Raw genomic sequence first — 13,510 nt, forward strand, 5'->3', positions numbered from 1 at the left:
ATTCTCCGGTTCGACCGGCGGACGGATAAGGCTATAGACTGACGCTCCGCCTCGCTCGCCGGGAGACGAACCTGTCGTCACGGACGAACCTCACCTCACAGACGGACCTGTCGAGAAACACAGGCGGAGTCGTCGTCAACTGACGGCATCGTCGTCAACTAATAGACCCGTCGTCACCGACGGACCGGCTCAGTCGTCGGAGGGAACGCCCGCCGGCGGGGGACTCGGTCCGGCGGGATCACTGTCCTCTCCGACCCGCCGTCCGTCCTCCCGCTCCTCGTCGGTGTCGAGTATCTCGAAGGAGTCGACCAGGTCGTCGAGGCCGCTCGCCTGCGCCGTGAGCGTGGCCGCCTGCGCTTCGAGCTCGCCGAGCGATTCGGACTGCTTCGTCGCGTCGTCGACGGCCGCGGTCGTCTGGGCGGTCGTCTCCTCGGAGATGTTCGCGACGTCGTCGACCCGCGCGGAGACGTCCTGGGCGGACGTGGCCTGCTGGTCGGTGGCGTCGCTCACCTCGCGGATGCTCCGGTCGATCCCCTCGACCTCGTCGACGATCGACTCGAACTCGTCGATGGCGGTCTCGACGGTGTCGACGCTGGATTTGACCTGCTCGTCGGTCTCGTGGACGATCGAGAGCGTCTCCTCGGAGCGCTCGGTCACGTCCTCGATGAGCCCGGACACCTCGTCGGCGGACTCGCGGGTCTCCTCCGCCAGCGCCTTCACCTCGCGGGCGACGACGCCGAACCCGTCCCCGGCGTCGCCGGCGTGGGCCGCCTCGATCGAGGCGTTGATCGCGAGGAGGTCGGTCTGCGACCCGATCTCGTCGATGAACTCCGCGACCTCGTCGATCTCGTCGATGTGCGTGGCGAGTTCCTCCATCGCGGCCGCCGCCTCGTCGATCTGCCGCTCGACGGCGTCGAGTTCCTCCATCGCCGTCGTCGCGACGTCGCGTCCCTCGCGCCCGCGCTCGGCGGCGCGCTCGGCCGTCCCGGCGACCTCGTCGGCGGAGGCGGCGATCTCCTCGACCGTCGCGGAGAGCGTCGACAGTTCCGAGGCGACGGTCTGGAGGTGTTCGGTCTGCTCGTCGGCCCCGTCCTCGATCTCGTCGACGGCGGCGGCGACCGCCTCGCTCGACTCGGTCGCGCGCTCGACGTGGGTCTGCGCCTCGTCGCTCATCTCCGCCACTCGGTCGGCGAACGTCTGCACCTCCCCGATCGTCGCCGAGAGCGTCCGGAGGAACTCGTTGTACGAGCGCGCCACCTCGCCGTACCGCTCGTCCTCTTCGGCGAGTTCTGCCGCCGGCATCAGCGCCGTCAGATCGCCCTCACGGGCGTGTTCGGTGGCCTCGCCGAAGGCGTCGACGAGTCGCTGCAGCGCCCGCGTGTGGGTCGTGAGATCCGTCGCCATCCGACCGAGCGAGTCCCCGAACTCTCCGGGCAGTCGCTCGTCCAGAACGGGATCGTCGAACTCCCTGTCGGCCATCGCGGTCGCCTGCGCCGAGACGAGTCGGAGGTGCTCGTGCATGTCGCCGAAGTCCTCGACGAGTTCCGCGATCTCGTCGTTGCCGTCGGTCGTCGGGGGAGACGTCGAGAGATCGCCCGCGGCGACGGCGGACGCCGACGTCGAGAGGCTGTCTATCGGGTCGACGACGTCGCGGCGGACGATCAGGACCGTGTTGAGGAAGGCGACGGCCGCGCCGACCAGCAGCAGCGCCGACAGCACGGTCGTCGTCTCGCCGCTCGTGACCCACGGGAGACCTGCCTGGGCGATCGAGATGGCGAACTGGATCCCGACCGCAGCGAGCACTTTCCGCGCGACGGAGTGGGAGACGCCCAGAACGTCCATCGTTCCCCAGAGGAGTCGTTCGTACGATTCGAGGAGGCTCATACGCTGGCTCACCCGACGCTCACTTATAAGTCTGCCATCGTGTTCTCACTCACTGATAACAGGAACCGGCACGAGAACGGACCGGTATCAAGGTTTGCGTCCGGGTATCAGATTCGATACGCAGTTCGGCGAGAGGACCGTCGATCTTCCACGTCGACTTCGTCGGATCGCTGCGTCGTCGAGGCGTCCTCGTCGCTACTGCGTCCGCTCCTGCAGCCACTCCGCGAACTTCGCGAAGGCTCGCCCCCGGTGGGAGACGGCGTTCTTCTCCTCGGGGCTCATCTCCGCGAACGTGGTCCCGTCGTGTTCGAAGACGGGGTCGTAGCCGAACCCGCCCTCGCCGCGCGGTTCGACGATCCGGCCGGGGGCCCGACCGTGAAACAGTTTCACCGGGAGCGCGTCGGAACCGTCGTTTTCCGCCGGCGTCGCATCCGCGGCGGCCGCGGCGCTCCGGTCCTCGCGGTCGATCGGGTCCGGACTCGCCTCGAAGTCGTCGCCGTCGCAGTACGCCAGGACGCACCGGAAGGACGCCCGGTGCGGTTCCGCCGTCTCGCGCTCGACGAGTCGCTGGACCGCCTCGACGCCCAGCGTATTCTCGACGTACGCCGAATAGGGACCGGGGAAGCCGTCGAACCCCTCGACGAACAGGCCGGCGTCGTCGACGAGGACGGGTTCGCCCGCGTGTCGGTACGCCTCCCGCGCGCCGCGGGCGGCGATCGGGGCCAGTTCCGCGGCCTGTACCTCGGTGTAATCGTAGTCCAACTGCTCGACGCCGTCGAGGTACTCGCGCGCCTCCCGCACTTTCCCCGCGTTCGTCGTGACGTAGCGAAGCATCTACCGGGACGTGCGTCCAGTCGAGAGAAAGTCCCGTCGGTTCCGCGCCGCCGACGCGGCGACGACGTCGGTGCGCGACGGTTTCGTGACCGCGTTGGCCGCGTCGACGACCGCCGCGGCCCTCGATCGGTCGGCCCGCGGGGCGCCGTCAGTCGACGATGACTTCGACGGGGCCGTCGTCGTCCTCGTCGGCTTCGAGGTCGTCGTCCCCGCTCCGGGACTTCTGCTCCTGCCAGAGGAGGCCGCCCACCACGAGCAGCGCGACCCACGAGCGCCAGTTCGCGAGATTGAGCGTGTAGCCGATGCCGAAGGGCTTCTTCACGAGCATCCCCTCGCCGGGCTTCCAGTACGACGCGAGCATCCGGCCGAACGAGGGGCGCTCGAAGTTGTACGGAATCCCGAGTATCTCTCCCTGCTTCGGTTTGTCTGCCATACGACAGCGTACGCCGGGCGGTAATAAATCGTTTTGGCATCGGCTCGCTGACAGTCGGATCGACGAGTCGCGGACGGCTGACCGTCCGGAGGTGCGGGCGTTTATATGCGAACGAGCGGCCAGGCCCCCCGTGACGTAAGCGTCATCCCGCGTCGGGCCGCGGTTGCTCGGCACGTCGATGCGGGACGAGCGACCGGACCAGTCGGGCGCGGACTGGTCCGGTCGGATCGAGCAGGTGCCGACTGTCAGCCCAGCAAACCCGCTCCAGCAGCGGCTTCACTGATACCGGCCGCGTCCCTCGATCGCCCGGAGTCGGTCCAAGACGGCATCGTCACCGACGGCGGCGTATCCTTCCTCGACGGCCGCGAGCAGCGGCTCCGCGTCCGAGGCGGTCCCGGCGACGCTCTGTTTGAACACGTGGACGTCCATCGCGTGGTCCTCGACGTGGCCGGTGTGGTAGCCGAGGCCGAAATCGATGAGGTACGTCCGCTGCCTATCGACGCGGACGTTCCGGGTGGTCGGATCGCCGTGCACGAAGCCGGCGTCGTGGACGACTGCGAGGTGTCGGCCGACCGCCCGACATCGTCCCTCCGAGAGCGCCGCGGCGAGGTCGTCGTCGCCGACGCGCTGGAAGATCAGCGTCCCCTCTGCGGGGTCGACGTCGTAGACGACGGGTGTGGGGACGCCGACGCGACGCGCGGCGCTCGTGAGCCGCGCCTCCGCCCGCGTGCGGTCGGCGCGGAGGCGGTCGTCGAGCGCCGGGTGTCGGTACGCCTTCGGGACGCGCCGCTTGATCACGCGGTCGTCCTCGATCGTCACGGTCGCCTCGGCGCCGCGGATCGTCCCCGACGCCGACGGATCCCGGACGACTGACTCGTCGCTGCCACGCCAAGTCACTGCAACCTCGTCGGGGCGGAAGTTCGGATCGACCGAGGACTCTGATACTTCGATCGTATCTCCCGCTCGGAACATCTTCGCCCCGAGGACGGCGATCATCCCCGCGTTGTCCCGCAGAAAACGCGGCTCGGGCGCGTAGAACTCCGCGCCGCGCTGCTCGCACATCGAGGCGAGCATCTCTCGCAGGCGCTCGTTCTGTCCGACGCCGCCGCCGAGGACGAGTTCGTCGGTACCCGTCAGCGACAGCGCCCGCTCTGCGACTTCTGTCAGCATCGCGAAAATCGTCTCCTGGAGGCCGGCACAGACGTCCTCGACCGGTACGCCGTCGTCGACGGCGTCCTTCGCGGCGGACATAATCCCCGAGAAGGAGAAGTCCATTCCCTTGACGACGTACGGGAGGTCGTGATACTTCCCCTCTTTCGCCCGCTTCTCGACCTTGGGGCCGCCCGGGTGCGACCAGTCGAGGTGCCGCGTGAACTTGTCTATTGCATTTCCGACGCCGGTGTCCATCGTCTCGCCGAGGATTCGGTACCGGCCGTCGTGGTAGCCCAGGAGGTGCGCGTTCGCGCCCGAGGCGTTCAGACAGACCGGCGACTCGAAGCCGGATCGATGACGGCCGATCTCGAGGTGGGCCACCATATGGTTGACGCCGACGAGCGGCACCGACAGGGTCTGCGCCAGCGCTCGCGCTGCCGTGCCGACGATGCGAAGACACGGACCGAGCCCTGGTCCGCGGGAGAACGCGACGGCGTCGATGTCGAGTCCGTCTCCGTACTCACTCGCGGTCGCCGCGGCGTGATCGAGGATCGTCGAGACGACTTCGGGGATCGCTGCTCCCATGTGTTCGGCCGCCTCGCGCGGGTGGATCCCGCCGCTGTCGGGTTCGTAGGGGTCAGATTCGATGACGACGTCGTCGGTTTCCGCGTCGTAGAGCGCAGCGCTGGCGGCCCAGGCGGTCCCTTCGATTCCGACGATTCGCATCGAAAAGTAGGTGTCTGCTGGCTGTGCGACCGATCAGGCCTCTTCGGCTTCCGCCTCGGCGCCCTCGTCGGCCTCGATCTTGTTCCGATCGAGCATGTAGTCCTGTTCGATGTCGCGGGCGAAGTCCGGCGACTCGTAGACCTTCGCGTAGCCGACGGTCTTTCGCATCCCGAACTTCGTGTCGAGTTTGTGGACCACGACCTCGGCAGAGTCCTTGTTCAGCTTCGCGGCGAGGCTGTCGCGGACGGAGAGCCGCGAGGGCGTCGCGTCGTCGTGAACGATCTCGAACCGGACGTCGGTCCGATGTAACATCGGGTTCCCGTCCTCGGAGATAATGTCGATTTCCATGGTTCAGTTGTCCTACCATCCTCCCGAAAGGAGTAAAAGGATTTCGAAGAGGAGAACGCGGTTCTCGATCTCGCTTCCGACGGCGTTCAGCGGGATTCGTCCGTTGCTTCGACGCCGAGAGCCGTCAGCGCGCCGGAGACGTCGCCGTCCATCCGCTCGATCAGCGACCGCATCTCCGCCTTCGTGTCGTCAGTCACGTCGACCCGCACCATTCCCTCCCCGGGCTGGCCGTACACGACCGTCGCGCCGTCGGGCGCGACGAGCACCGCCGGCAGCGTCGCGAGGTCCTCCTCGCCGTCGACGACGATCGTGATCGGCTCGTCGGATGCGACGGCCTCGGCGAGCGCGACGAGCAGCGACTCCGAGAGCGCCCCGGGCGGGTTCTCGACGTCGCGTCTGTGCTCGGGATCCGCGAGCGCCTCCCGGATCTCCGCGTCGACCGTCTCCCGCTTCGTCTTCCCGTCGACGATCGCCACCGCGGGGACGTGGCCCGCCCGCCGCAGGTGGTAGGTGACGACGTCGCCGACGGCGATCACGGGCCGGCCGGCATCGGAGAGTAGCGCCGCTGCGTCGGTGTACACCGGGCCGAACGGTTCCTTGAACGAGCCTCGGATGTCGTCGGGAAGCGTGAGCATCCGGTCAGCGGACCTTCAGCGCGTAGCCGCCCGGCTCGTTGACGTTCATCTCGTCGGCGATCTCCGACTGCTCGGGGTGCGTGATGACGACGTAGCCCGCCCAGTCCTCGGTGAGACTGCTGGAGCCGCAGTTCTCACACGCCTGCGCGTCGCCGTGGTTGATGTAGTGACACTCCCGGCAGGCGAGACGGGACTCGGCCATCTACTCGCCCTCCGCTCCGGTCGTCGCGGTGTTCGCCTGGCGGTCGGCTTCCAGCCAGCCGTGCTTGCCGAGCCCGGGCTGTTTGGCGGTGAGGCCGATCTTCGAGTCGCGCGGGTTGCGCTCGTCGATGCTCTTCGTCACGACGCGCACGCGAACGGAGTCGCCGACGCTCAGCGTCCGGTTCGACTCCGTCGACGCGAGCTGCTGGTTCTCCCCGTCGTAGGCGAGGTACTCGTCGGAGATCTGCGAGACGTGCAGCAGCCCGTCGACCGGTCCGATGCCGACGAAGGCACCGAACTCGACGACCTCGACGACCTCGCCGTCGACGACCTCCTGCATCGAGGGGTCGAACGTGATCGCGTCGAACTCCGCCTCGTAGTAGACGCCGGCGCGGCCGGGGAGCACCGTCCCCTCGCCGATGTCGTGGACGTCGACGACGCTGACGACGCTGCCGACGTCCTCGTCCATCCGTCCTTCCAGTTTGTCCTGCAGGAGCCGCTTGACCCGCTGTGGCGTCACGTCCGCGAGGTGCTTCGGCGGTACCTCGACTGTGTCCTTGAGTCGTACCCGTTTGTACATATGTTATGGTTCTGTTATCTCCAATGCGTTTCGACCCCTTAAACCGATTACGCGAACGCCGCGTTCGAGCAACCGGTCGCGGAGCGGCCTGTCGTTGGTGAGGACGTACCCGCCCTCCGTCTCTGCGAGTTCGACCACGGCGTCGTCGGCGTAGGAGACGCCGGTCTCGACGATCCGGCACCGGGAGACGAGGTCCCGCCCCACGCTCGCGGCGGTCGCCTCGACGCCGTTTCCCTCGCCGGCGAGCTTCTCCAACTCGGCGACGACGGCGCGAGGGGCGACCAGGTCGGCGTCGGCGCCGACGAGGCGGTCGAGTTCCTCGAAGACCCGCACGTCGAGTTCGACCGGCATCATCAGCGCGTTCGTATCGAGTATCACGGTCGTCATCCTCGTGTGTCGTCGTCTGGTTTCGGTTTGCTCGCCGTCGTGCATTCACGGCCGCCGTCGGATCACGGCGCCGCGATCGGCCGTCACTGCAGCGTCCCGATGCCGATGAGCCGCCACCGCGCGCCGACCCGGCGGTTGATGGCGATCTTCGCGCCCGATTCGGCGCAGACGGGGCGCTTCAGCGACACCTCGGCCTCGCCCGTCCGGGCGCTCGTGACCGCGCCGACCGTCGTCGCGGTTCCGACGGTGAGCATCAGCGGCTCGCCCGTGGAAATCTCCTCTACCGCGCCCTCGTCCTCGCCGACGATCCGATCGAGGAGTTCGACGTCCATCGTGAACTCCCCGCGCGTCGGCGGGAGGGTCCCGGGTTCGCCCGCGACCTGTCCGGCGAGGGCATCGCCCTTCGTGAGGCTCGGGTCGAGGCCCGTTCCGATGCCGCAGAGGCCGCCCGGTCGGACTTCCTCGACCGACTGACCGCCGGCCTGCAGCGATCGGATCTCCGTGGTGATCGGCTCCCACTCCGAGGAGCCGCCCTCCTCGACCTCGCGGCCGGGGCGGAGTTCGACCTCCTCGCCGGTGGTGAGTTTGCCCTGGACGACGGATCCGCCGACGACGCCGCCCTTCAGGTCCTCCCAAGTCGTTCCCGGCCGGTTGATGTCGAACGACCGCGCCGCGAACAGCCGCGGCGATTCGCTCTCGTCGCGCTCGGGCGTCGGGATCTCGCGTTCGATGGCGTCGATCAGGAGGTCGATGTTGACCTCCTGCTGGGCGCTGACGGGGACGATCGGCGCGTCCTCGGCGACGGTGCCCTCGACGAACTCCTCGATCTGCTCGTGGGATTCGACCGCGCGCTCGCGGTCGACCAGGTCGATCTTGTTCTGTGCGATGACGATGTTCTCGATGCCGATGATGTCCAGCGCCATCAGGTGCTCTTCGGTCTGGGCCTGCGGGACGTCCTCGGTCGCGCTCACGACGAGGACGGCGCCGTCCATGATGGCCGCGCCCGACAGCATCGTCGCCATCAGCGTCTCGTGGCCCGGGGCGTCGACGAAGGAGACCGTCCGCAGCACCTCGGTCTCCTCGCCGTCCGGCCCGGTCTCCTCGACCGTGTAGCACTCCGGCGGGTCGACGTCGGGGAGTTTCCGGAACGTGGCGTCAGCGTAGCCGAGTCGGATAGAGATTCCGCGCTTCATCTCCTCGGAGTGCTGATCCGTCCACGATCCGGACAGCGCCTGCACGAGCGTCGTCTTCCCGTGGTCGACGTGCCCGACGAGTCCGATGTTCACCTCCGGTTGTTGTATTTGTTGTGTCACTATTGACCTCCTAGAGAGTAATCTTGCGTGCAATTCGCCGCGAGCGACTGATAAAGTTGCTGTTCTCCGACCGACAGCGGTGTGGGAGGACCTTCCACGGCGTTCGACTCCGCCACTATGACTGGGTGCTATTCGGACAGCGCGCGTTCGAGACTCGTCGCCACCGCCCGCGCCTTCTCGGCCGCGGATTCGGAGACGTTTCCCGCCTCGACCGCCGCGTCGAGTTCGTCGTCGTCGACGCGCTCGACCGTCCCGTCGGGCCGCTTCACCACGTCGACGTGGAGGTCGACGTACCGGACCTCGTCGGGGAAGCACTCGACGGGCGTACAGACGTTGACGTAGGTCCCGCGGTGGTCGCCCTCTGCGCTCCGGTAGACGGTCGGGTACCACCAGCGTCCCTCTCGGAACTTCGTGAGGGCGGTATCGCCCGCTTCCCGGCGGGTCCCGAGTCCGTCGTAGGTGCCGCTGCCCGAGAGCGTCCGCGTCACGTCCAGGGAGCCGTCGACGTCCCAGTTGGTCACCTCGCCGCTGCCCAGCGAGAACGCGCGGCCGTCGGGCTTGCCGTGTTTGATCTCGACGGTGTCGCCCTCGACGGGGCCGAACTGCCGCGTCACGACGTCGAACGGGAAGGCGGGGGCGTCGCCCCCTCTGTCGACCGTTTCGCCCCTCTCGCCACCTGCTCCGGCGAACCCGCCCGCCCCGCAGAGCGCCTCCGCGAGATCCACCCCGGCGCTCGCCGACTCGCTGGCGGTCTTCGTGCGGTGGTGTCCCGGCATCGTCGCGGTCACTTCCCGCCGGGCGTCGTCGAGCGCGAACCGGGACTCGCGGCCGAACCACAGCCACCGTCCGGCCGCAGGGGTCGCGAGCGCGGTTGGCCTCTCCGAGACCGACTCCGCTTCGCCGTCGAGCGCTTCGCCGTCCAACGCTGCGGCGAGATCCTCCGCGCGCTCGACGGCCCGTTCGAGCGCGGCCTCCAGCGCGCTCATCTCTGCGTTCGTGGCGGCGTGGGACCACTCGACGCCCCACCCGTCGGGGACGTCGACGGAGAGCAGGTCGGTCATCCCCGCGAGTTCGCGGCCGGCGGCGTCGTCGCGGGTGTCGACTGTGACACCCTCTCGCCCGCGAACGAGGGTCGCGAGCCCGGCGTCCGCGCGGATCTCGGTGCCGAGTCGCGCGCGCCGGTCGGCCCACGGCGGCGCGCTCTCTCCGACCTGCACCCGGACGTCGTCGCCCGTTTCGAGGTGCTCCTCTGCGTCGCTGTAGGGGAGAAAGCCCTCGCTCTCCCCGAGGTCGCAGACCGCGCCGGAGCCGAGCGTCTCGCTCACGGTCGCCTCGAACACCGCGCCCGGCGGGGTCGGATCGCCCCACGCGAAGGTGTCGCGGCCGACGCCTCGGAGTTCGTCGGCGATGGCCGAGACCGTCTCAGGGTCGCCGTCGACCCCGACGCCCTGGCGGTCGCTCGTCGTCGCGACCGTGGCGTCGTGCGTCCCGTCGCCGAACTCGGCGTCGAAGCGCTCGCGGATCGGTTCGGAGGCCTGCACGACCTCGACACCCGCGTCGAGAAGCAGTCGGGTCACGGCCGTCGTGTAGATCCCTCTGACGCGGACGCGTGGTTCGACAGTCTCGACGTCTGGTGCGTCGATCTCTCCGTTTTCGTCGCTCTCGTCGCCGCCTCCATCGCCGCTCATCGCAGCGCGTCCTCGTCGCGGGCGAACCGCACGCGGTCGTGGACCGTGGGCCCGAGGGAGAGTTCGACGACGTCGTCCGAGAGGACGCGACCGCCCTCGACCGGGACGCCCCACGCGTCGAACCGGAGGTAGCCGCGGAGGTCGCTGCCGTGGGTGAACAGGTCGAGGTACTCGACGGCGTGTTCGTTGATCCCGCCGGCGCTGTGCGCCATCTCCATGTCCGAGTAGACGACGTCGCGGTCGAAGAACTCCCGGAGGCTGTCGGCGTCGCGGTCGACGGCCGCGGAGACGCGTTCGGAGGCCTCCCGGACCTCCTCGCGGGAGAGGCCGACGTCTCGGAGCGCGGCCTGCGTGCGTTGATCGAAGTGCATCGGTACGCGTCGGTACGGGCGGACGACTTTTGAATCCAGCCAGTCGCGGCCGTCGCCGTACGGCCCCGACCAGTCGCGGTCGGATTCGTACAGACCCGACCGGTCGCGGTCGACCGTCCGTCTCCGGCCGCGGCCGACGCGGCTGACACTGTTTCCGAACCGCTCGGGCCGAAGACCTTAGGTCGCCGCGTGAGAACCCGTCGTCGATGCGGGACAGAAAGGACCCGGTCGAGGAGGCCGCCGGTGACTCGATGGACCTCTACGACGTCGCGACGTGGGACGTTCGGACCCCGTTGGACAAGGTATCGGCGCTCATCTGGCGGGTCGTCGCCGGCTCCGCCAGACTCGCCGTGGTCGGGTTCGCTTTCCTCTTGCTCCTCGGGATCGGCGGCCTCGCGGCGCTGACGGACCCCCAGATCGGGTTGCTCACGCTCCTCTCTGCGATCCCGGCGATCGGGTTGGCCGCCTACGTCTACTCGACCGACGTGACCTCCAGCGAACCGCTGTCGCTTCTCGTCGCGACGTTCCTCCTCGGCGTCCTGACGGCGAACTTCGCGGCCGTCCTCAACACCGTACTGCGACCGTACTTCCAGGTGCTCGGATTCCTCGGGACGGCGCTGTTCTTTTACATCGTCGTCGGGCCGGTCGAGGAGGTGGTGAAACTCCTGGCCGTTCGGTTGTACGCCTACACCGACGACCGGTTCGACGCCGTCCTCGACGGGACGGTCTACGGCGCGATGGCCGGACTCGGCTTCGCCGTCATCGAGAACGCGCTCTACATCACCCGACAGCTACCGGATCAGGGACTCGATATGGGGCTCGGGCTCATCGGGGTCGGCGGCGGCATCACCGCGATCAGGGCCCTCGCCGGACCGGGTCACGTCATCTACTCGGCCATCGCGGGCTACTACCTCGGTCTCGCGAAGTTCAATCCCGGCAAACGCGGCCCGATCGTCGTGAAAGGTATCCTGCTCGCGGCGTTCGTCCACGCGACCTATAACACCACCGTCGGAGTCGGATCGGCGATCATCGCGGCCGTAACCGGGCTCTCGGGGCTCGCGCCGTTCCTGGTTTACGTCGTGCTCTACGACGGCGTCTTCGGGCTCTTTCTCCTCCGGAAGATCCAGCGGTACCGCGACAGTTACCGCGAGGCCCACGCGCCGCCCGCGACCGAATCGGACTTCGACTCGGAACTGACCGAGTTCGAGTGATTCGGCGGCCGTTCGAGCGCTCTCGGCGGGCTCCGTGTGGTTTTGCGGCCGTGCGTTCCGACGCCCGCTAGGCCCCCTCGATCGCGTCGCGGTAGCCGGCGACCATCTGCTCGACGTACTTCGCGACGACGTCGACTTCGAGGTGCACCGGGTCGCCGACCGACTTCTCCGAGAGCGTCGTCACGTCGTACGTCGTCGGGATGATCGCGACGGTGAACCGCTCGGTGCCGCGGTCGGCGACGGTGAGGCTGATCCCGTCGAGCGTGACCGACCCCTTTCCGACGACGTACTGCGCCACCGCCGGCGGCAGCGCGAACTCGAAGAACCAGTCGTCGCCGACGCGCTCGATCTCCGTCACCTCGGTCGTCGTGTCCACGTGCCCCTGCACGAGGTGGCCGTCGAACCGGCCGTCAGCGGCGAGCGCGCGTTCGAGGTTCACCCGATCGCCCGCCCCGATCTCTCCGAGGTAGGTCTTCTCGACGGTCTCGCTCGCGAGGAACACCTCGAACTGGGGTGATGGATCGGTCCGGAACGCCTCGACGGTCAGACAGACGCCGTTGACGGCGATCGACTGGCCGTGATGGAGGTCGTCGTACGCGACTTCCGCCTCGGGATCGGCGGCCGACGCGGAGTCGGCAACAGTGTCTGAGTCGGTGTCCGCGCCGGGCTCCGGTTCCGTCCCGGAGTCAGGTGCAGACTGTGCTCCCCCGGACGCGGCAGCCGCTGTGGATCCGGTTCCGTTGACCTCGATGCGGAGCCGTCGGCCCCCCTCGTCGTCGCTCGTCTCGACGACCGTTCCTGTCGTCTCGACGATTCCGGTGAACATACCCACGCATTCGTCTCAGTTCTGAAAAACGCCTCGAATCCGAGAATCGGCGCGGGGGGGTCGCGACCTCCGCTCTCGGGGTCGCATCCGGGCGGACGGGGTTTCCAAAGGTCTTTGCCGCTCCCGTCGCTAGGAAGTGTCGATGGACGACGCCGTGCGGGTCCGCGACGCTGCGCAGGAGGCAGTCGAAGACGTCGAACCCGACCGGCTCCGGGAGGTACTGTTCGAGCGCCTCTCCGACGCGCCGATGACGCCGGCCGTGTTGGCGCTTCTGAGCGCTCGCGCACCCGAAACCGGAGTTGACACCGATGCCGACGGCCTCGCGGAGCGAGCTGCCGGCGTACAGTTGATCTACGAGGGCCTGCGACTCACTCGCACGCTGGCCCACGAGGAACCCTGGACGCGGATCGCCGACGGCGACGCCACCGGGGACATCGCGGCAGACCTCGACGTGCTCGCCGCGGACGTGTTCGTCTCGCGCGGTTTCTACCTGCTCGCCCGGACCGACGCCGCCGGCCGCGCGGTCGACGTCGTCCGCGCGTTCGGGCGGGACCAGACGCTCAGACGCGGGGACGGGGCCGACGTCGACTCCCTCGATCGGAACCTCGAATCGGACGTCTTCGCGCTCGCCGTCGTCGCCGGAACCACGGCCGTCGGCGCGACGCCCTCGCCCGCCCTGCTGGAGTACGCGGCCGAACTGGGCCGCGACTGCGACGCCGACGGGGAGCTACAGCCGGCCGATGCGGCGTTCTCGGAGACGACCGCCGAGCGCCTCGCGTCGCTGTCGGCCGTCGGGAGCGGCCCCGACGACAGAGTGCCGTCGTCGGCGACGGACTCGTGACGACAGGCGGGCGAGTGGATCGCCGGACCCGACCATCAAATCGAAACTCCTAAAGACGAATCCGCGCTACGGAGAACTGC

At 68.6% G+C, this 13,510-nt stretch carries 15 protein-coding genes; 2 read left to right on the forward strand and 13 right to left on the reverse strand.

The window, feature by feature from the left end; genetic code table 11:
- Window positions 1-189 precede the first annotated feature (189 nt).
- The 12 genes from NO876_RS08375 to NO876_RS08430 form a co-directional block, all read right to left on the reverse strand.
- On the reverse strand, window positions 190-1,884 hold the full coding sequence (locus tag NO876_RS08375) for a methyl-accepting chemotaxis protein (protein WP_256421240.1): 1,695 nt from the start codon (window positions 1,882-1,884) through the stop codon (window positions 190-192).
- A 195-nt stretch (window positions 1,885-2,079) separates the two neighbouring features.
- Window positions 2,080-2,718 (reverse strand): non-canonical purine NTP pyrophosphatase, encoded by a 639-nt coding sequence (locus NO876_RS08380; RefSeq protein ID WP_256421241.1) that lies wholly within the window; start codon window positions 2,716-2,718, stop codon window positions 2,080-2,082.
- A 148-nt stretch (window positions 2,719-2,866) separates the two neighbouring features.
- Window positions 2,867-3,151 (reverse strand): DUF5808 domain-containing protein, encoded by a 285-nt coding sequence (locus NO876_RS08385; protein WP_256421242.1) that lies wholly within the window; start codon window positions 3,149-3,151, stop codon window positions 2,867-2,869.
- A gap of 276 nt (window positions 3,152-3,427) precedes the next feature.
- Window positions 3,428-5,029, reverse strand: a complete 1,602-nt coding sequence (locus tag NO876_RS08390) for a bifunctional N(6)-L-threonylcarbamoyladenine synthase/serine/threonine protein kinase (protein WP_256421243.1) — start codon at window positions 5,027-5,029, stop codon at window positions 3,428-3,430.
- A 33-nt stretch (window positions 5,030-5,062) separates the two neighbouring features.
- Entirely contained in the window at window positions 5,063-5,377 is a 315-nt protein-coding gene (locus NO876_RS08395; RefSeq protein WP_256421244.1) for a 30S ribosomal protein S24e, read from the reverse strand.
- An 86-nt stretch (window positions 5,378-5,463) separates the two neighbouring features.
- On the reverse strand, window positions 5,464-6,012 hold the full coding sequence (locus NO876_RS08400; RefSeq protein WP_256421245.1) for a GTP-dependent dephospho-CoA kinase family protein: 549 nt from the start codon (window positions 6,010-6,012) through the stop codon (window positions 5,464-5,466).
- A 4-nt stretch (window positions 6,013-6,016) separates the two neighbouring features.
- On the reverse strand, window positions 6,017-6,214 hold the full coding sequence (spt4, locus tag NO876_RS08405) for a transcription elongation factor subunit Spt4 (RefSeq protein ID WP_103992873.1): 198 nt from the start codon (window positions 6,212-6,214) through the stop codon (window positions 6,017-6,019).
- On the reverse strand, window positions 6,215-6,793 hold the full coding sequence (locus tag NO876_RS08410; RefSeq protein ID WP_103992872.1) for a DNA-directed RNA polymerase: 579 nt from the start codon (window positions 6,791-6,793) through the stop codon (window positions 6,215-6,217).
- 3 nt (window positions 6,794-6,796) lie between these two features.
- Window positions 6,797-7,180: a type II toxin-antitoxin system VapC family toxin gene (locus NO876_RS08415; RefSeq protein WP_256421246.1), complete on the reverse strand. Its 384-nt coding sequence runs from the start codon at window positions 7,178-7,180 to the stop codon at window positions 6,797-6,799.
- 83 nt (window positions 7,181-7,263) lie between these two features.
- Window positions 7,264-8,493, reverse strand: a complete 1,230-nt coding sequence (locus NO876_RS08420) for a translation initiation factor IF-2 subunit gamma (protein WP_256421247.1) — start codon at window positions 8,491-8,493, stop codon at window positions 7,264-7,266.
- Between the two features lie 128 nt (window positions 8,494-8,621).
- On the reverse strand, window positions 8,622-10,181 hold the full coding sequence (locus tag NO876_RS08425; RefSeq protein WP_256421248.1) for a ribonuclease FAU-1 family protein: 1,560 nt from the start codon (window positions 10,179-10,181) through the stop codon (window positions 8,622-8,624).
- Window positions 10,178-10,552 (reverse strand): DUF7532 family protein, encoded by a 375-nt coding sequence (locus tag NO876_RS08430; protein ID WP_256421249.1) that lies wholly within the window; start codon window positions 10,550-10,552, stop codon window positions 10,178-10,180. Before NO876_RS08430 ends, NO876_RS08425 begins: the two co-directional genes overlap by 4 nt.
- 206 nt (window positions 10,553-10,758) lie before the next feature.
- On the opposite strand from NO876_RS08430, the gene NO876_RS08435 reads away from it, so the two are divergent.
- Complete coding sequence (locus NO876_RS08435) at window positions 10,759-11,763, forward strand: PrsW family intramembrane metalloprotease (protein ID WP_256421250.1); 1,005 nt, start codon at window positions 10,759-10,761, stop codon at window positions 11,761-11,763.
- A gap of 67 nt (window positions 11,764-11,830) precedes the next feature.
- Here NO876_RS08435 and NO876_RS08440 read toward each other — a convergent pair whose 3' ends face one another.
- Entirely contained in the window at window positions 11,831-12,589 is a 759-nt protein-coding gene (locus tag NO876_RS08440) for a riboflavin synthase (protein WP_256421251.1), read from the reverse strand.
- 142 nt (window positions 12,590-12,731) lie between these two features.
- On the opposite strand from NO876_RS08440, the gene NO876_RS08445 reads away from it, so the two are divergent.
- Window positions 12,732-13,430: a DUF7114 family protein gene (locus NO876_RS08445; RefSeq protein ID WP_256421252.1), complete on the forward strand. Its 699-nt coding sequence runs from the start codon at window positions 12,732-12,734 to the stop codon at window positions 13,428-13,430.
- The last annotated feature ends 80 nt before the right edge of the window (window positions 13,431-13,510 follow it).

The organism is Halobellus rarus, assembly GCF_024494595.1.
GTDB classification, from domain to species: Archaea; Halobacteriota; Halobacteria; order Halobacteriales; family Haloferacaceae; genus Haloquadratum; species Haloquadratum rarum.